The following is an 18109-nucleotide window of genomic DNA, read 5'->3' on the forward strand; positions in this document are numbered from 1 at the left end:
GAATTATGGCTGACGGTAAGAAGCTGTCGTCGCTGGACGCATCATTTCTTTATCTGGAAACGCCGGAAATGCCGATGCATGTCGGCAGCATGGCCATCTTTCGCCTGCCGGACGACTACAAAGGCGACTTCTTCGAAGACTTCAAGGCAATGATCGTCTCGCGCCTGCACATCGCGCCGATCCTCAAGGCGCGGCTGGAGAAGGCGCCGCTCGACATCGATCATCCTTCCTGGGTCGAGGACGATCAGTTCGACATCGACCGTCACATCTTCCGGGCCAGCCTGCCGCAGCCGCGCGATCGCGCCACGCTCGAACGCATCGTCGGCTGGATGCACGCCAAGCTCTTGAACCGCGCCCGCCCGCTCTGGGAGTTCTACGTGTTCGAGGGCATGAAGGACAACGAGGTCGGGCTTTATTCCAAGATGCATCATGCCGCCATTGACGGCGGCGCCGGTGCGGCGCTCACCAACATGATCTACGACATCTCGCCGACCCCCCGGAAGGTCGATCCGCCGACTGCAGGAGCCAAGCCCGGACCGGAGCCGCGCGACATCGCCGCGAACCTGCTCGATTCCTATCAGCAGTTCATCACCCAGCCGCTCGATGCATCGGCGGCCGCGAAGAATTTGCAACTGCCGCGCACCGGCAAGAGCGACATCGGCTCGATCCTGTTCGACAATGCGATGTACCAGATCGAGAGCGCGGTGCGCTTCGCCGGCAACATCCCGACCATGGTCAAGAGCGTCTCCGAGGTGCTCGGCAAGATTTCCGATCCGAAGTCGCGCGAGAGTCTCGCCAGCATGGTGTCGCCGCCGACCATGCTCAACAAATCGATCTCGTCCGAGCGCAGCTTCGCCGGCGTCTCGATCTCGCTGTCGCGATCCAAGGCGCTGGCCAAGCAGGCTGGCGGCAAGCTCAACGACGTGGTGCTGGCGCTCGCTTCCGGCGTGGTCCGGCGTTACCTGAAGGAGCACAGCACGCTGCCGGCGAAATCGCTGACCGCGGCGGTGCCGATCTCCTTGCGCGAAGAGGGCAACACCGAGGCCAACAACCAGGTGTTCGGCATGATCTGCTCGATCGCGACCAACATCGAGGATCCCAAGGCGCGGCTGGAAGCCATTATCGCGCAATCGACCAAGTCCAAGGAGATGTCGCATCCGCTGCGGGCGCTGATGCCGCAGATATCCAACATCTCGATGCTGGGCGCGCCGATGATGATGCAGATTCTGGCACTGGTCTACAGCCGCTCGAACCTCTCGGATGTGTTGCCGCCGGCCGCCAACATCACGGTGTCCAACGTACCGGGGCCGCGGCAAACGCTCTACGCCGCGGGCGCCGAGTTGTTGCACATCTTCCCGGTGTCAATCTCGACCCATGGACAGGCTCTCAACATCACTGTGCAGAGCTATCGCGACCAGCTCGATTTCGGCTTCATCGTCGGTGCCAACATCATTCCGCATGTGCAGGTGATGTGCGACATGCTGCCGGAGGAGTTTGCCGCACTCGAAGCGGCCTATGCATCCCCGGTGGCCGACATCAAGGGCGCCGCGGAGTAGGAATGTGTCGATGATTGAAATGCCGCCGCTCAAGTTCGCGCAGACGAACGGAATCCGCATGGGCTATTACGATGCCGGCCCGGCCGATGACAAGCCGCCGATCGTGCTGTGCCACGGCTGGCCCGAGCTTGCTTTCTCCTGGCGCCACCAGATCAAGGCGCTAAGCGAGGCCGGCATCCGGGTGATCGCGCCGGACCAGCGCGGCTATGGTGCGAGCGACCGGCCCGAGCCTGTCGAAGACTACGACATGGAGCATTTGACCGGCGATCTCGTCGGGCTGCTCGATCATCTGAACATCGATAAGGCGATCTTCGTCGGCCACGACTGGGGCGGCTTCGTCGTCTGGCAGATGCCGTTGCGGCATCCGTCGCGCGTGGCCGGTGTGGTCGGCGTCAACACGCCGCATTGGGACCGTGCGCCGATCGATCCGATCGCGCTGTTCCGCCAGCGGTTCGGCGATCAGATGTACATCGTCCAATTCCAGGATCCTGCGCGCGAACCGGACAAGATCTTTGGCAGCCGCGTCGAGCAGACCTTTGACGCCTTCATGCGCAAGCCTTTGGCGCGGCCGGAGGCGAAACCGGCTGAGACGCCGATCGCGGGCGTTGGTGCCTCGTCAAAGACCAATCTCGCCTTTCCGCAGATGATCGCGGCCTATGACGCAAAGCACGATCCGCGCACGCCGATCCTGTCGGCCGACGAGAAGAAAATCTTCGTCGATACGTTTACAAGAACCGGCTTCACTGGCGGCATCAATTGGTATCGCAATTTTACGCGCAATTGGGAGCGGTCGAAGGAGCTCGATCATCACGTACATGTGCCGTCACTGATGATCATGGCGGAGAACGATGCCGTGCTGCCGCCGTCGGCGGCGGACGGCATGGAGAAGCTGATCGGTGATCTCGAGAAATATCTGGTGAAGGACAGCGGCCATTGGACGCAGCAGGAGAAGCCCGAAGAGGTCAGCGCCAAATTGATCGAATGGCGTAGAAGGCGGTTCGGCTAACTGGTCATTGCGAACTCGTCATTGCGAGGAGCGGAGCGACGAAGCAATCCAGGCTGTCTCCGCGGATATATTTCTGGATTGCTTCGCTTCGCTCGCAATGACGACATTGAGGCAGGGGGACTACATTTCGATGTCATCGAAGAACCGTCTGGACCCGATCCCGCAGCCGCCGACCAAGCCGGTGGTCGGCAACATGCTGTCGCTGGATTCGGCGGCTCCGGTGCAGCACCTGACGCGGCTTGCCAAGGAATTAGGCCCGATCTTCTGGCTCGACATGATGGGCTCGCCGATCGTCGTCGTCTCCGGCCACGATCTGGTTGACGAGCTGTCCGATGAGAAGCGCTTCGACAAGGCGGTACGCGGCGCGTTGCGGCGCGTGCGAGCGGTCGGTGGTGACGGCCTTTTCACAGCCGACACCAGGGAGCCGAACTGGAGCAAGGCGCACAACATCCTGATCCAGCCGTTCGGCAACCGCGCCATGCAGTCCTATCACCCGAGCATGGTCGACATCGCCGAGCAACTCGTCAGCAAATGGGAGCGGCTCAACGCCGACGACGAGATCGACGTCGTCCACGACATGACGGCGTTGACATTGGACACGATCGGCCTGTGCGGCTTCGAGTACCGCTTCAATTCTTTCTACCGGGGCGACTACCATCCTTTCGTCGAGTCGCTGGTGCGCTCGCTCGAAACCATCATGATGACGCGCGGCCTGCCGTTCGAGCAAATATGGATGCAGAAGCGGCGCAAGACCATGGGCGCAGATGTCGCCTTCATGAACAAAATGGTCGACGAGATCATCGCCGAGCGGCGCAAGAACGCGGATGCGATCGACGACAAGAAGGACATGTTGGCTGCGATGATGACCGGCGTCGACCGCTCGACCGGCGAGCAGCTCGACGACGTCAACATCCGTTACCAGATCAACACGTTCCTGATCGCTGGCCACGAGACCACCAGCGGCCTGTTGTCGTGCACGATCTATGCGCTGCTAAAACACCCGGATATTCTCAAGAAGGCCTATGACGAGGTCGATCGCGTCCTCGGCCCCAATGTCGACGTGCGTCCGACCTATCAACAGGTCACGCAGCTCACCTACATCACGCAGATTTTGAAGGAGTCACTGCGGCTGTGGCCGCCGGCGCCGGCCTATGGCATCTCGCCGCTGAACGACGAGACCATCGGCGGCGGCAAGTACAAGCTTCGGAAGGGTACGTTCACCACCATCCTGGTGACCGCGCTGCATCGCGATCCCTCGGTCTGGGGTCCGAACCCGGATGCCTTCGATCCAGGCAATTTCAGCCGTGACGCGGAAGCCAAGCGACCGATCAACGCCTGGAAGCCGTTCGGCAACGGCCAGCGGGCGTGCATCGGCCGCGGCTTCGCCATGCACGAGGCCGCGCTCGCGCTCGGCATGATCCTCCAGCGCTTCAAGCTGATCGACCACCAGCGCTACCAGATGCACCTGAAGGAAACGCTGACGATGAAGCCGGAAGGCTTCAAGATCAAGGTCCGTCCGCGCGCCGATCGCGAGCGCGGCGCTTATGGTGGGGCTGTCGCCGCGGCCGCTTCGGCACCGAAGGCACCGCGTCAGCCGACCGCGCGGCTCGGTCACAACACGCCGATGCTGGTGCTCTACGGCTCCAATCTCGGCACCGCGGAGGAGCTCGCGACGCGCATGGCCGACCTTGCCGAGATCAACGGCTTTGCCGTGCATCTCGGGCCTCTCGACGACTATGTCGGCAAGCTGCCGCAAGAGGGCGGCGTGCTGATCATCTGCGCCTCCTATAACGGCGCGCCGCCTGACAATGCGACGCAATTCGTCAAATGGCTCGGCGATGAGCTGCCGAAGGATGCGTTTGCCAATGTGCGCTACGCCGTGTTCGGCTGCGGCAACAGCGACTGGGCTGCGACCTATCAATCGGTGCCGCGCTTCATCGACGAGCGATTGTCGGCGCATGGCGCGCGCGCGGTCTATCCGCGCGGCGAAGGCGATGCGCGCAGCGATCTCGACGGCCAGTTTCAGAAATGGTTCCCGGCGGCCGCCCAGGTGGCGACCAAGGAATTCGGTGTCGACTGGAATTTCACCCGCACCGCGGAGGACGATCCGCTCTACGCGATCGAGCCGGTCGCGGTGACCGCCGTCAACACCATCGTCGCCCAGGGCGGCGCGGTGGCGATGAAGGTGCTGGTCAATGACGAGCTTCAGAACAAGGCCGGGACCAATCCCTCGGAGCGCTCGACGCGCCATATCGAGGTGGAACTGCCGTCCAACATTTCGTACCGCGTCGGCGATCATCTGAGTGTGGTCCCGCGCAACGATCCGACGCTGGTGGATTCGGTTGCCCGTCGCTTCGGCTTCCTGCCGGCGGACCAGATAAAGCTTCAGGTCGCCGAAGGCCGTCGCGCGCAATTGCCGGTCGGCGATGCCGTGTCGGTCGGCCGCCTGCTCAGCGAGTTCGTCGAGCTCCAGCAAGTGGCGACACGGAAGCAGATCCAGATCATGGCGGAGCACACGCGTTGCCCCGTCACGAAACCAAAACTGCTGGCCTTCGTTGGCGAGGAGGTCGAGCCACTCGAGCGTTATCGCAGCGAGATTTTGGCAAGGCGAAAATCGGTGTTCGACCTGCTGCTCGAACATCCGGCCTGCGAATTGCCGTTCCATGTCTATCTGGAAATGCTCTCGTTGCTGGCGCCGCGCTATTACTCGATCTCGTCTTCGCCGGCGTTCGATCCGGCGCGTTGCAGCGTCACGATCGGCGTGGTCGAAGGGCCGGCGGCCTCGGGGCGCGGAACCTACAAGGGCATCTGCTCGAACTATCTCGCCAATCGACGCGCGGGCGATGCGATCTATGCAACGGTGCGTGAGACCAAGGCCGGCTTCCGGCTCCCGGATGATCCATCGGTGCCGATCATCATGATCGGACCAGGGACGGGACTTGCGCCGTTCCGCGGCTTCCTCCAGGAGCGCGCCGCGCGCAAGGCGAAGGGCAGCGCCCTCGGCCCGTCCCTGCTGTTCTTCGGCTGCCGCCATCCCGATCAGGATTTTCTCTACGCGGACGAGCTGAAGGCGCTGGCCGCAAGCGGCATCACCGAGCTGTTCACGGCATTCTCGCGCGCGGATGGACTGAAGACCTATGTCCAGCACGTCCTCGTCGCGCAGAGGGACAAGGTTTGGCCGCTGATCGTGCAGGGCGCGACCGTCTATGTCTGCGGCGACGGCGGCAAGATGGAGCCCGACGTGAAAGCGGCGCTGGTCGCGATCCATCGTGAGAAGAGCGGCAGCGATGCCGCCACGGCTGCGCGCTGGATCGACGACATGGGCGCGAAGAACCGCTATGTGCTCGACGTCTGGGCGGGTGGGTGATTGTTCGTCCGATCGTGCTAAAGCTCTCGCATGATTCCCTGGGAAAAGATCGACACCGCCAAAATCCCCGGCTCCGATGAAGAGCTTCGCCTGATGCGGCGAGGCAAGGAGTTCTCCATCAAGCTCGGCACCAACGAGTTGATGAACAACCGCCTGTCGGGCTCGGAAGCCGCGCTCGCGACGCTTGCGGCGAAGCAGATCGAGACGGTGGCAAAGCCGGTCGTCCTTATCGGCGGACTGGGGATGGGTTTTACGCTGCGCGCGGCGCTCACCGTGCTCGGAGCTAGGGCGAAGATCGTGGTCTCCGAGCTCGTGCCGGCGGTGGTCACCTGGGCACGCGGTCCGATGGCTGAGGTGTTCGGCGACAGTCTCGATGATCCCAGGGTGAGCATCCGGGAAACCGACGTCGGCGAAATCATCCGGGCACAGCGGTCGGCCTTCGACGCCATTCTCCTCGACGTCGATAACGGACCGGAAGGGCTGACCCGGAAGGGCAATAATGCGCTCTACAATGCGGGTGGATTGAAGGCGACCAAGACCGCGCTGCGACCGGGAGGTGTGCTCGCCGTCTGGTCGTCCGGACCCAACCCGGCCTTCACCAAGCGGCTTGGCAGCGCCGGCTTCGAAGTCAACGAGGTCAGCATCCGCGCCACCGGCAGAGGCGGCGGCGCACGCCACGTGATCTGGATCGCGAAGAAGAATTAGGCCGCCTGCGCAGCTACCAGCTCGATCCGTCAGAACATCGTGTTGCTGTTCGCGGGAGTCTCGGGAATAGCCTGAACGACGTCCCAGTGTTCGACGATCTTGCCGTTCTCCAGCTTGATGATGTCGACGATCGCGTCGCCCCTGGTGCCGGGCTCGCGAACCGCGTGAACGTGCAGAATGACGTAGTCGCCATCCACGAAGCTGCGCTTGATATCGCTGTGGGAGTTGGGGAATTTCTCGCGCAGGAAGCCGATGAACTTTCGGAAGCTCACCGCGAGGAGACCGTATGCGTCGGGTCTATGCCGCCCGCGTCGCCGCGCCATGTGCATGCTTGTCGATGGCGCCGATGATCTCCGGCCAGAAGCGCATCGGCAGCGCGTGGCCCATGCCTTCGATCATCAACAGCTTTGCGCCAGGAATTGACTCTGCCGTATCCGTGCCGCCCTCGGGGCGGACCAGCGGATCGACGGTGCCATGGATGACGAGTGTCGGCGTCTTGACGCCATGCAGTCGCTCCTTGCGGCTGCCGGAGGCAAGCACCGCGCGGAGCTGCCGGCCGACGCCGGCCGGATTGAGCCCGCGCGCGAACACGCGTTCGGCACGACCGGGATCGAGCGCCTCTTCCTCCGGAAAGGACCCGGCCCGCAACACGTTCCAGGTCTGGCCGTAGCGCACGATGAACTCCTCCTTGCTGCGCGGCGGCGGCGCCATCAGCATCGCGGCGGCCTCGCGCGTCGGTGGTGGGACGCGCGGATTACCTGTCGTCGACATGATCGACGTCAGCGACCGCACGCGCTCGGAAAACGACAGCGTCACCTCCTGCGCGATCATGCCGCCCATTGAGGCGCCGACCAGATGCGCCGACTTGATGCCGAGCGCATCCATCAGCCCGATCGTGTCCTTGGCCATGTCGATCAGCCTGTAGGTGGCGGCAACGGGAATCCTGAGGAAGCGGAGCTTCAACAGCTCGAGCGGCGTCAGGCGCTTGCCGCCAGTGAGATGGCTCGACTTGCCGATGTCGCGATTGTCGAAGCGGATCACGCGAAAGCCATGCCCAGCGAGCTGCTCGCAGAACGCATCGTCCCAATGGATCATCTGGGCGCCTAACCCCATGATCAGCAGCAGCGGCTCGGCATTATCGTTGCCGAAAATCTCGTAACAAATGTCGATGCCGTTGGCGCGGACGGTCTGCGACGGCTGTTGGGCGTTCACGGGTGCATTCCCCTGGCTTTTGATCAATGCTGTATCGCACGGTTTCCCGTCGGGATGAAGACGCGTGCGCGACACCGCACCCGCTGCTTGCCGGTTGACCGGCACCTCGCAACGGTGTGGTATGGCGAAAAAAGGAAGGGCGTCGAAGCTCTCGATTTCAGGAGGACGCCGATGACCGACAAGACCAACGACCCCGTTGCCATGTGGCAGAAGATGGTGGGCGAGATGGAGAAGGGGTTCAACTCCTTCGCCAACCAGGCCATGTCGTCGCCCGAGTTTTCGCAAGCTATGAACCGGGCCGGCGGCGTTGCTGCAGGTGCTCAGAAGCAGCTCGGTGAGCTCATGGAGAAATATCTGGTCTCCATGAATCTGCCGAGCCGGGAGCAGGTCACGAGTCTTGCGGAACGGCTGCAGTCCATCGAAGGACAGATTGGTGAGATCAAGTCGATGCTGAGCCAGATGGCGGCAAGTTCCGGCGCGTCTCAGGGCTTCGATCCAGCGTTGCGGCCGCCGCGCACCAAGCGCCCGCCGTCCGAGGGCGGAGAGCACACATGAATGCACCCACCGGACTTGATTTCGCATCGATCCCGGAGCGTATCCAGTCCGAGGTGCAGCGCGCGATCCAGCGCAGCATCAAGGGTGTGGAATATTTCTCGACCTCCGGTCCGACGCTCGGCTCGACGCCGAAGGACGTGCTGCATTCGCGCGGCACGATGAGCCTCTACCATTATCGGCCGATGTCGGACGAGATCTACCGAATTCCGATCTTGATCGTGATGGCGACCACTAATCGCGGTTACATTCTCGACCTCGTGCCCGGCCAGAGTTTCATCGAGTTTCTCTTGAAGCGCGGCTACGACGTCTACATGCTCGACTGGAGCGCGCCGCGGCCGGAGGAGAAGAGCCTGCGCATGGAGGACTATGTCCTCGATTTCATCCCGGATTGCGTCCGTCGCGTGCAAGCGGATTCCGGCGAGCAGGACGTCTCCGTGATTGGCTATTGCTTCGGTGGGGTGCTGTCGCTGCTCTATGGCTCGATCTTCCAGGATGGGCCGATGAAGAATCTGATCTGCTTCACCACGCCGATCGATTTCCGCGAGATGAAGCTGTTCTCCAATTTCTCCGACCGGCGCTATTTCGACGTCGACCGCCTGGTCGACAGCGTCGGCAACGTGCCGCCGGAGATGATCCTGTCGTCGTTCGAGATGCTGCGCCCGGCCTCGCGCACGGTGAGCCAGATCCAGCTCTGGGAGAACATCTGGAACGACGAGTTCGTCAAGTCCTACCGGATGTTCGACCGCTGGGCGACTGACACCCTGCCGCTGGCCGGGGAATATTTCCGCACCATCACCAAGGACCTGATGTGGGACAACAAGCTGTTCAACGACACCATGTCGGTCGGCGGCCGCGCTGCGAAGCTCGAGGACATCAAGGTCCCGTTCCTTCATGCGGTCGCCGAGCATGACCACATCGTGCCGTATGAGGCCGCAAAACACCTGATCGCCAAGATTGGATCCGAGGACAAGGAAGAGGTGATGCTGAAAGGCGGTCATGTCTCCCTCGTCGCCGGCGCCAATGCGGTGAAGCGGCTGTGGCCGAAACTGGATTCCTGGCTGGGGAAGAGATCGACATGAGTGAGCAACGTTCTTATCCGCGTCGCGTCGACACGGATGCCGGTGATATCGAGATCCGCCTGATGTCGCCGACGGATGAGGCTGCGGTGCTCGCCTTCGGCAAGGGCCTGCCGTCTCACGATCTCCTTTTCCTGCCGCGTAACATCAGTGAGCCAAAGGTGCTGTCGGCCTGGGTCAAGGAGATCGAGCGCGGTGCGATCACGAGCTTGCTGGCGGTCAGGGGCGGCACGGTCGTCGGCTGCGGCACGTTGGTGCGCGACCCGCATTCCTGGTCGCCCCATGTCGGTGAAATCCGCATGGTGGTCTCGCCCGACGTCCGCGGGAAGGGGGTGGGGAAGGCGCTGTCGCAGGAGACTTTTGCGCTCGCGCTCGGCGCCGGCCTCGAAAAGCTGTCTGTCCAGATGACCGTCGACCAGCAGGCGGCCATCGCGCTGTTCGAGAGCCTCGGCTTCAAGGCCGAGGCGCTGTTGCGCGACCATGTCCGGGACGTCGACGGTAAGACCCACGACATTGTCGTGCTCGGTCATAACATCGCGCAGGTCCAGGCCCAGATGGAGGCCTATGGGCTGCCTGGCGCCGTCCAGCATTGAGCGGCCCTTGGGCAGCTGTCCGGGAACCGGATGGCTACGGAGGCCGCATAATGCCTCCTATCAAAGCCATTCACGGTTTCGTGATATCGCGATGCAACATGAATGTTGCATCGCACCATTAGCTATGGCATATAAGCCGTGCCCCGGGCCAATGCGGACGGGGTGAGCCCATAGCTCAAAACAAATGAGGATGGAGAGACCCCAATGACCACCGAAACCAACACCGCTTTCGAGGGCTTCAAGGACGCTTTCAAGAACATCCAGAACCTGGAAGTTCCCGAGGCCGCCCGCGAGTTCGTCAAGAAGTCTGCCAACACCGCCAAGGACCGTGCTGCCGAGGTGTTCGCTGGCTCCGAGCGCGTGACCGCCGCCGTCGAGAACGCCGTGACCGAATCCGTCACCGAGGCCGGCAAGATCAGCCGCAATATCCAGCAGGCGATCTATGACGACGCCCAGGCGTTCTTCGCCGGTATCGACAAGCTCGCCTCCGCCAAGTCGTTCAGCGAAGCCGTCGAGATCCAGTCGGGACTGCTCCGCTCGCGCGGCGAAGTGTTCGTCTCGCGTGCCAAGGCGACCACCGACTATCTCGGCAAGCTTGCGGCCAACGGTGCGAAGTCCGCTCAGGACAATTTTGCCAAGGTCTACAACAAGACCGCCTGATCTGCCTGAGACGAGAAACTGAATTTGAGGCCCGCTTCGGCGGGCCTTTGTTTCTTTGCGCTGCCGTCATTGCGAGGAGCGAAGCGACGAAGCAATCCAGAGTCTTCCCGTGGAAAGATTCTGGATTGCTTCGCTTCGTTCGCAATGACGAGTACTGTGATGCAGTTATGTCCTCACTCGCCACCTTTTCTTTTGATACTCCCGGCGACGCAGAACGCGCGGCGGAGCTGCGCCGCATCAAGGCACTGGCGACGCTGGTGCTGGCGTCGACGCTCGCTCTGTTCGTCGTCGCGAAATGGCTGCTGCCCGTGCATCCCGTGTTCGGATTCATCGCCGCCTTCGCGGAAGCCGCGACCATCGGCGGGCTCGCGGACTGGTATGCAGTGGTGGCGCTGTTCAAGCGGCCGTTGGGCCTGCCGATCCCGCACACCGCGATCATCCAGAGCAACCAGGCCCGCATCGCCGACAAGCTCGGCGAGTTCATCGAGGTGCATTTTCTCGAGGTTGGTCCCGTCGAGGCCAAGCTGAAGGAGATCGATTTCGGCTCCTTTGTCGCCGACTGGCTCCGCGACCGTAAGCGAAGCGACGATCTCGCGCGCTTCGCGCTGCGCCTGTTGCCGGAGGCCGTCTCCGCGACCGAGAGCTCCGGTCTGATGACCTTCATCATCCGCCGCATGTCCTCGCAGCTCCAGGCAATCGACCTGGCGCCGCTCGCGGCCGGCACGTTGCGCGGCTTTGTTGCGGAGGGACGCCATCAGATCCTGTTCGACGATCTCCTGCGCGTGATGTACGAGACGCTGAATCAGAAAGACACGATGGCGATGATCCGCGAGAAGGTGCGCGCGCAATTGCCGACCTTGCTCAGGCTCTATCGCGCCGACAAATTTCTGGTGAACAAGATCGTGGCTTCCGCTACCGCCTTCTTCGATGAGGTGCGCGCCGATCCCAAGCACCCGTTCCGCGGCGAGTTCGACCGCATGGTGCTGACCTTCGTCGACCGGCTCGGCACCGACCAAGCCTATGTCGATCGCATCGCCGGCCTGAAGCGCGATCTGCTCGCGCGGCCCGAGCTTGCTGATCTGGCCCGCACTGTGTGGGCCAACACGCGCTCTTTCATCGAACGCAGCGCGAGCGGCGAGACACAGGTGTTGCAGCATCATCTTGCCGGCATGTGTGTCGCGGCGGGCGAAGCGCTCGCCGGCGATGCCGAGCTGCGCGGCGAGATCAACAAGGGTCTGGTGGCGGTGCTGCGCAGTTTCGTCGCAGACCAGAAGAGCGGGGTTTCGACCTTCATTTCCGACCAGGTCAAGTCGTGGGACATGGCGCAGTTGATTTCGCTGATCGAAATCAACATCGGCCGCGACCTGCAATACATCCGCTTCAACGGCTCGCTGATCGGCGGGCTCGCGGGACTTGCACTCTACTCCGTGGAATCCCTGCTTCGATTGTTGTGACTTTTGCGTCACGAACGTTAGCATTAACGCGCGGGCCTATTGTGGCCCCGCGTCTCTCCCGGTTGAATGTCGGGAACCGGCTGCCTAGCTGATTCATGTTGCGCTGCGGAACGATCGAGAAGCCGGCGTGTTGGAATCCCATACCCATTTGCCGGCAGGCCACCGGCAGCCTTTTCAGCAATTCTTCCCAGGGGACCATTGATGACCGCTACTGCCCAGACGCTGAGTCCGCCGTCCCGCACTCTGATGTTCCTGGAAGGGCGCGCGATCCACGAGTTCGGCGCATTCCTCGGCGCGCTTCCGCTGCTCAGCCTCGCTCCGCGCGGCGATGGGCATCCGGTGCTGGTGCTGCCGGGCCTCGTGGCCTCCGACGCGTCCACGCGCGCGCTCCGCACGTTTCTGTCGGGCAAGGGCTATGCGGTGAGCGGTTGGCGCCAAGGCCGCAATTACGGCCCGCGCGAGGGCGTGCAGCACGCGATGGTGGATCTGGTCCGGGAGCTCAGTGACGCGCACGGCCGCAAGATCAGCCTGGTCGGCTGGAGCCTCGGCGGTCTCTATGCGCGCCAGCTCGCCAAGATGATGCCCGACCGCGTGCGCCAGGTGATCACGCTCGGCAGCCCCTTTGCCGGCGATCCCCGTTCGACCAATGCCTGGCGCGTCTATGAATGGGCGAGCGGTCGGAAGTCCGACGAGCTCGATCCGCAGTTCGGCGGCGATCTCGCCGTTGCGCCGCCGGTGCCGACCACCGCGATCTTCAGCCGCACCGACGGTGTCTGCGCCTGGCAGGGCTGCGTGGAGAAGACGGGCGCCCAGACCGAGAGCATCGAGATCGAGAGCAGCCATTGCGGCATGGGCCATCACCCGGCTGCGGTCTATGCCGTCGGCGACCGCCTCGCGCAGAAGGAAGGCAACTGGCGGCCCTTCGACCGCAGCGGCTGGCGCAGCCTGGTCTATCCCGATCCGCATCGGTAAGCGGCCTGCATGGTTCGAGACGCGCGGCTTCGTCGCGCTCCTCACCATGAGGATTTAAAGCAAGCGAAGCGATTAGACCTCATCCTGAGGAGGCGCGCAGCGCCGTCTCGAAGGATCGAGCCCGGCTCTCGCTTCCATTGTCGTACCCGTCCATTGTCGCGCCCGCACCAAACGCGCTATGCCTCGCGCATGGCGTATCCTTTGTCCCGCATCATCGACCAGCTCAAGCGCGAGCCGTCGCGCACCGGCTCCATCGTGATCACCGTGTTCGGTGACGCCATCGTGCCGCGTGGCGGCTCGGTATGGCTCGGCACGCTGCTGGAATTCCTCGAAAGTCTGGATATCGACAGCGGCGTGGTGCGAACCGCGATGTCGCGGCTTGCCGCCGACGGCTGGCTGACGCGCGAAAAGGTCGGCCGCAACAGTTTTTATCGCTTGGCCGACAAAGGCCGCCAGATCTTCGAAGCCGCCACGCGCCACATCTACGATCCGCCGCCGTCTGACTGGACCGGACGTTTCGAACTGCTGCTGATCGGCAATGGCTGGGATCGCGACGCCTCGCGCGAGGCGCTCCGCAATGCTGGCTTCGGTAGTCCGCTGCCGGGCGTGTGGGTCGCGCCGTCGGGCGTGCCGGTGCCGGACGAAGCCGCCGGCGCGATCCGCCTTGAAGTCTCGGCCGAGGATGACAGTGGTCGGCGCCTGCTCAGTGCGAGCTGGCCGCTGGACCGCACCGCGGACGCCTATCTCAAGTTCATGAAGACGTTCGAGCCGCTGCGCGCCTCGATCGCGCGCGGCACGGAGCTGTCCGAGGCCGACGCGTTTACCGCGCGCATCCTCCTGATCCACTATTACCGCCGCGTCGTGCTGCGCGATCCGCTGCTGCCCGAAAGTCTGCTTCCGGCAGACTGGCCGGGCAAGGCTGCCCGCGCGCTATGCGGCGAGATCTACCGCGCGCTGCTTGCTGCATCAGAACAATGGCTTGATGGTCATGGAACCAATGAAAAGGGGCCGTTGCCGCCGGCGCGAAAACTCCTGGAAAGGAGGTTTGAGGCTTGATCTTTATGTTACAGAAATATCTTGCATGCGATAATTCTTGATATATATTGCCTCCCAATAAAACGGGAGGATGCGCATGTATACCCAGGCGCTGAACACGACCGAGACCGATGATCGCGGTCTTGAGGACGCGGCCAAGGCTGCGCAGTTCCAGGCGCGCATCGATGCCGAGGAGCGCATTGAGCCGAACGACTGGATGCCGGCGGCCTATCGCAAGACGCTCACCCGCCAGATCTCCCAGCACGCCCATTCCGAAATCGTCGGCATGCTGCCCGAGGGCAACTGGATTACGCGCGCGCCGTCCTTGCGCCGCAAGGCCGCGCTGCTTGCCAAGGTGCAGGACGAGTGCGGCCACGGGCTCTATCTCTATGCCGCCGCCGAGACGCTGGGCACTTCGCGTGAAGAGCTGGTCGACGCCATGCTCGCGGGCAAGGCAAAATATTCCTCGATCTTCAACTATCCGACGCTGACCTGGGCAGACATCGGCATCATCGGCTGGCTGGTCGACGGTGCCGCGATCATGAACCAGATCCCGCTGTGTCGTTGCTCCTACGGCCCCTACGCGCGCGCGATGATCCGCGTCTGCAAGGAGGAGTCGTTCCACCAGCGCCAGGGTTATGAGATCGTGCTGACGCTGTGCCACGGCTCAGACGAGCAGCAGGCAATGGCGCAGGAAGCGCTGAACCGCTGGTGGTGGCCGGTGCTGATGATGTTCGGCCCGCCCGATGCCACGAGCCAGCACAGCGACACCTCGACGAAATGGAAGATCAAGCGCTTCTCCAATGACGAGCTGCGCCAGAAATTCGTCGATGCCACCGTGCCGCAGGCGCAATATCTCGGCCTCACCATTCCCGACCCCGGCATGATTCAGGATGCGGAGGGGCACTGGCGCTACAGCGAGATCGACTGGACCGAGTTCAAGCAGGTGCTCGCCGGCAACGGCCCCTGCAACCGCGATCGGCTCGCCGCACGCCGCAAGGCGCACGACGAGGGCGCCTGGGTGCGCGAGGCGGCAGCCGCCTACGCCGCAAAGCGCGCGCGCCGTCAGACTGCACAAGCCGCGGAATAGGGAGATCGCGATGGCCACGCCGAACACGCCGCTCTGGGAAGTCTTCATTCGCAGCCGCAACGGGCTCGCACACAAACATGTCGGCTCGCTGCACGCGAGCGACACGACCATGGCCTTGCAGGCCGCGCGCGATATCTACACCCGTCGCGGCGAGGGTCTTTCGATTTGGGTGGTGCCGTCGACCGCGATCACCGCGAGCGATCCCGCCGAGAAGGGCATGATGTTCGAGCCTGCGGAATCGAAGATCTACCGCCACCCGACGTTCTACGAGGTGCCCGACGAAGTGGGACACATGTAGCTCTCTCTCCTCATGGTGAGGAGCCGCGAAGCGGCGTCTCGAACCATGAAGGCCCGTGACCCGCGGCCCATCCTTCGAGACGGCGCTTTCGCGCCTCCTCAGGATGAGGTTCTAACAAGTGGATAGGACAGATGCCCGTCGCGAACATCCAGGTCTCGGAAACACCGCTGGTGCTCTATGCCTTGCGCCGCGCCGACGATGCGCTGATCCTCGGGCATCGCCTCTCGGAATGGTGCGGACATGCGCCGATGCTGGAAGAGGACATGGCGCTCTCCAATATCGCGCTCGATCTCCTCGGCCAGGCGCGCGAGCTCTATACCTACGCCGCCAAAGCCGAAGGCAAGGACAACGACGAGGACAAACTCGCCTACCTGCGCGACGTCAGGCAATACCGCAATCTGCTGCTGGTCGAGCAGCCCAATGGCGATTTTGCACAGACCCTGGTGCGGCAGTTCTTCTATTCCGCTTTCGCCGATCTCTACTGGCGGGTGATGATGACCTCGCGCGACACGACGCTTGCCGCGATTGCCGCAAAATCGGAGAAGGAGAGCGCCTATCATCTGCGCCATGTCTCGGAGTGGATCATCCGGCTCGGCGACGGCACGGATGAAAGCCACGCCCGCGCGCAGGCCGCGATCGATCATCTCTGGGCGTTTACCGGTGAGATGTTCGCCGTCGATGAAGGCGAACGCGCCCTGATCCACGCCGATATCGCCATCGATCCGAGAAGCTTGCGCGGTCGCTGGCTGACGACGCTGTCGGGTGTCGTCAGTGAAGCCACGCTTGAGCTGCCGCAGACCGACTGGATGCAGCAGGGCGGCCGTACCGGCCGGCACAGCGAGCATCTTGGCCATCTTCTGTCCGAGCTGCAGTCGATGCAGCGCACTTTCCCGGGGCAGACATGGTGACGGTGCTGGAGCGCGACAGCGAACTGCGCAAACGCGCCTGGGACGCCGCGGCCAGCGTGGTCGATCCCGAAATTCCGGTGCTGACCATCGCTGATCTCGGTGTGCTCCGCGATGTCGTTCTAGATGGCGACGATGTCGAGGTCGCGATCACGCCGACCTATTCGGGTTGCCCGGCGATGAACATGATCGCACTGGAAATCGAGGTCGCGCTGGAGCGGGCTGGTTTTCGCGGTCCAAAGGTCCGCACTGTGCTGTCGCCGGCCTGGACCACCGACTGGATGAGCGAGGAGGGCCGCCGCAAGCTTCACGCCTACGGCATCGCGCCGCCGCAAGCCTCGAATTCGCGCCGCGCGCTGTTCGGCGAGCAGGCCGTTGCGTGCCCGCAATGCGGCTCGGCGAATACCGAGCTGCTGTCCGAATTCGGGTCGACCTCTTGCAAGGCGCTGTGGCGCTGCAAGGCCTGCCGCGAACCCTTTGACTATTTCAAGTGTCATTGACCATGTCAGCAGCCGCACCGCGCTTCCATCGTCTGGCCGTCAACGACCTCCGCCGCGAGGCGTCCGACGCCGTATCGCTGACATTTGCCATCCCGACGGAGCTTGCAACCGACTACGCCTTCACGTCCGGCCAATACCTCACGCTGCGCACGATGCTGGATGGCGAGGAGGTGCGCCGCTCCTATTCGATCTGCTCCGGCCCTGACGACGGCGAGATCCGCATCGCCGTCAAGAAGGTCGACGGCGGCGCATTTTCGAGCTGGGCGGCGGACGAACTGAAATGCGGCGATGAGCTCGACGTGATGACGCCGACCGGCCGCTTCGGCGTGGTCCCATCGGCAGATAGCGGCCGCATCCATGTCGGCTTTGCCGCCGGCTCCGGCATCACGCCGATCCTGTCGATCGTCAAGGGCACGCTTGCGCGTGAGCCGGACAGCCATTTCTTCCTGTTCTACGGCAATCGCGCGACCGACAACATCATGTTCCTCGAGGCGCTTGAAGAGCTCAAGGATCGCTTCATCGACCGCCTCTCGATCTTCCACGTTATCTCAGGCGAGGAACAGGACATTCCGGTCCTGCATGGCCGGCTCGACGGCGACAAGGTGAGGGTGCTGCTGCGCTCGCTGGTCCCGGCCGCGAGCATCGATCACATCTTCGTCTGCGGACCCCTTGGCATGAGCGAAGAGATCGAGGCGACCTGCCGCGGCCTTGGCGTCGCGGAAGAGCGTATCCACGTTGAGCGCTTCGTCTCCGAGTTCGGCGGCAAGCCGCGGCCGAAGAAGATCGTTGCGCCCGACGCGCCGCCGAAGGCGATGGCTTCGCTGATCATCGACGGCAAGCGTCGCGACGTGCCGGTTGCCGAGGACGAGGCGATCCTCGATGCCGCGCTGCGCGCCGGCGTCGATCTGCCCTTCGCCTGCAAGGGCGGCATGTGCTCGACCTGCCGTGCAAAACTGGTCGAGGGCGAGGCGCCGATGGACATCAACTATTCGCTGGAACCCTGGGAGCTAAAGGCCGGCTTTGTCCTGACCTGCCAGGCGAAGCCATCGTCGGAGCGGGTCGTGGTCGACTACGACCACGTTTGACAGTTATGGCCAAGCAGCAGAGCATTAGGGGTAAACAGTT

General features: G+C 63.2%; 17 protein-coding genes and 1 pseudogene. 16 read left to right on the plus strand and 2 right to left on the minus strand.

The genetic code is table 11. The annotated features are described in order from the left end of the window. The first annotated feature begins 5 nt into the window (after positions 1-5). The 4 genes from ACVWW3_RS04700 to ACVWW3_RS04715 all read left to right on the plus strand — a co-directional run bounded on the left by ACVWW3_RS04700 (position 6) and on the right by ACVWW3_RS04715 (position 6634). Positions 6-1556 carry a WS/DGAT/MGAT family O-acyltransferase gene (locus tag ACVWW3_RS04700; RefSeq protein WP_247349710.1) on the plus strand — a complete coding sequence of 517 codons (1551 nt, stop codon included), beginning with the start codon at positions 6-8 and terminating at the stop codon, positions 1554-1556. 10 nt (positions 1557-1566) lie between these two features. Next, on the plus strand, positions 1567-2562 hold the full coding sequence (locus ACVWW3_RS04705; RefSeq protein WP_456650776.1) for an alpha/beta fold hydrolase: 996 nt from the start codon (positions 1567-1569) through the stop codon (positions 2560-2562). Between the two features lie 130 nt (positions 2563-2692). Continuing rightward, positions 2693-5929 (plus strand): bifunctional cytochrome P450/NADPH--P450 reductase, encoded by a 3237-nt coding sequence (locus ACVWW3_RS04710; RefSeq protein ID WP_456671887.1) that lies wholly within the window; start codon positions 2693-2695, stop codon positions 5927-5929. A gap of 30 nt (positions 5930-5959) precedes the next feature. Further along, positions 5960-6634 carry a spermidine synthase gene (locus ACVWW3_RS04715; protein WP_456650775.1) on the plus strand — a complete coding sequence of 225 codons (675 nt, stop codon included), beginning with the start codon at positions 5960-5962 and terminating at the stop codon, positions 6632-6634. Between the two features lie 29 nt (positions 6635-6663). Here ACVWW3_RS04715 and ACVWW3_RS04720 read toward each other — a convergent pair. Continuing rightward, positions 6664-6903, minus strand: a pseudogene (locus tag ACVWW3_RS04720) (nuclear transport factor 2 family protein); the annotation flags it as partial. A 28-nt stretch (positions 6904-6931) separates the two neighbouring features. Continuing rightward, positions 6932-7846 carry an alpha/beta fold hydrolase gene (locus ACVWW3_RS04725; RefSeq protein WP_456650774.1) on the minus strand — a complete coding sequence of 305 codons (915 nt, stop codon included), beginning with the start codon at positions 7844-7846 and terminating at the stop codon, positions 6932-6934. Positions 7847-8017: 171 nt separating this feature from the next. On the opposite strand from ACVWW3_RS04725, the gene ACVWW3_RS04730 reads away from it, so the two are divergent. From ACVWW3_RS04730 to paaE, 12 genes are all read left to right on the plus strand, one after another. Further along, positions 8018-8401 carry a metal-sensitive transcriptional regulator gene (locus ACVWW3_RS04730; protein WP_354106691.1) on the plus strand — a complete coding sequence of 128 codons (384 nt, stop codon included), beginning with the start codon at positions 8018-8020 and terminating at the stop codon, positions 8399-8401. Beyond that, entirely contained in the window at positions 8398-9480 is a 1083-nt protein-coding gene (locus tag ACVWW3_RS04735; RefSeq protein ID WP_456650773.1) for a PHA/PHB synthase family protein, read from the plus strand. Before ACVWW3_RS04730 ends, ACVWW3_RS04735 begins: the two co-directional genes overlap by 4 nt. Continuing rightward, entirely contained in the window at positions 9477-10070 is a 594-nt protein-coding gene (locus ACVWW3_RS04740) for an N-acetyltransferase family protein (RefSeq protein ID WP_456650772.1), read from the plus strand. Before ACVWW3_RS04735 ends, ACVWW3_RS04740 begins: the two co-directional genes overlap by 4 nt. Before the next feature lie 204 nt (positions 10071-10274). Then, positions 10275-10730, plus strand: a complete 456-nt coding sequence (locus ACVWW3_RS04745) for a phasin (protein ID WP_247349717.1) — start codon at positions 10275-10277, stop codon at positions 10728-10730. A gap of 167 nt (positions 10731-10897) precedes the next feature. Next, the gene (locus ACVWW3_RS04750; protein WP_456650771.1) at positions 10898-12184 is read left to right on the plus strand and encodes a DUF445 domain-containing protein; all 1287 of its coding nucleotides are present in this window, start codon (positions 10898-10900) and stop codon (positions 12182-12184) included. A gap of 201 nt (positions 12185-12385) precedes the next feature. Next, positions 12386-13156: an esterase/lipase family protein gene (locus ACVWW3_RS04755; protein WP_456650770.1), complete on the plus strand. Its 771-nt coding sequence runs from the start codon at positions 12386-12388 to the stop codon at positions 13154-13156. Positions 13157-13345: 189 nt separating this feature from the next. Continuing rightward, positions 13346-14212, plus strand: coding sequence for a phenylacetic acid degradation operon negative regulatory protein PaaX (gene paaX / locus ACVWW3_RS04760; protein ID WP_247441420.1), 867 nt, complete (start codon positions 13346-13348; stop codon positions 14210-14212). Positions 14213-14288: 76 nt separating this feature from the next. Continuing rightward, entirely contained in the window at positions 14289-15281 is a 993-nt protein-coding gene (gene paaA / locus ACVWW3_RS04765) for a 1,2-phenylacetyl-CoA epoxidase subunit PaaA (RefSeq protein ID WP_456650769.1), read from the plus strand. 10 nt (positions 15282-15291) lie between these two features. Beyond that, positions 15292-15579 carry a 1,2-phenylacetyl-CoA epoxidase subunit PaaB gene (gene paaB / locus ACVWW3_RS04770; protein WP_247349725.1) on the plus strand — a complete coding sequence of 96 codons (288 nt, stop codon included), beginning with the start codon at positions 15292-15294 and terminating at the stop codon, positions 15577-15579. A 131-nt stretch (positions 15580-15710) separates the two neighbouring features. Next, on the plus strand, positions 15711-16487 hold the full coding sequence (gene paaC / locus ACVWW3_RS04775) for a 1,2-phenylacetyl-CoA epoxidase subunit PaaC (protein WP_456650768.1): 777 nt from the start codon (positions 15711-15713) through the stop codon (positions 16485-16487). Then, a complete protein-coding gene (gene paaD / locus ACVWW3_RS04780) occupies positions 16481-16984 on the plus strand; it encodes a 1,2-phenylacetyl-CoA epoxidase subunit PaaD (RefSeq protein WP_247349727.1) in 504 nt (167 codons plus the stop codon). Before paaC ends, paaD begins: the two co-directional genes overlap by 7 nt. A 2-nt stretch (positions 16985-16986) precedes the next feature. Further along, positions 16987-18069 (plus strand): 1,2-phenylacetyl-CoA epoxidase subunit PaaE, encoded by a 1083-nt coding sequence (paaE, locus tag ACVWW3_RS04785; protein ID WP_456650767.1) that lies wholly within the window; start codon positions 16987-16989, stop codon positions 18067-18069. Positions 18070-18109: the final 40 nt, after the last annotated feature.

The sequence above is a fragment of the Bradyrhizobium sp. LM2.9 genome (assembly GCF_054056555.1).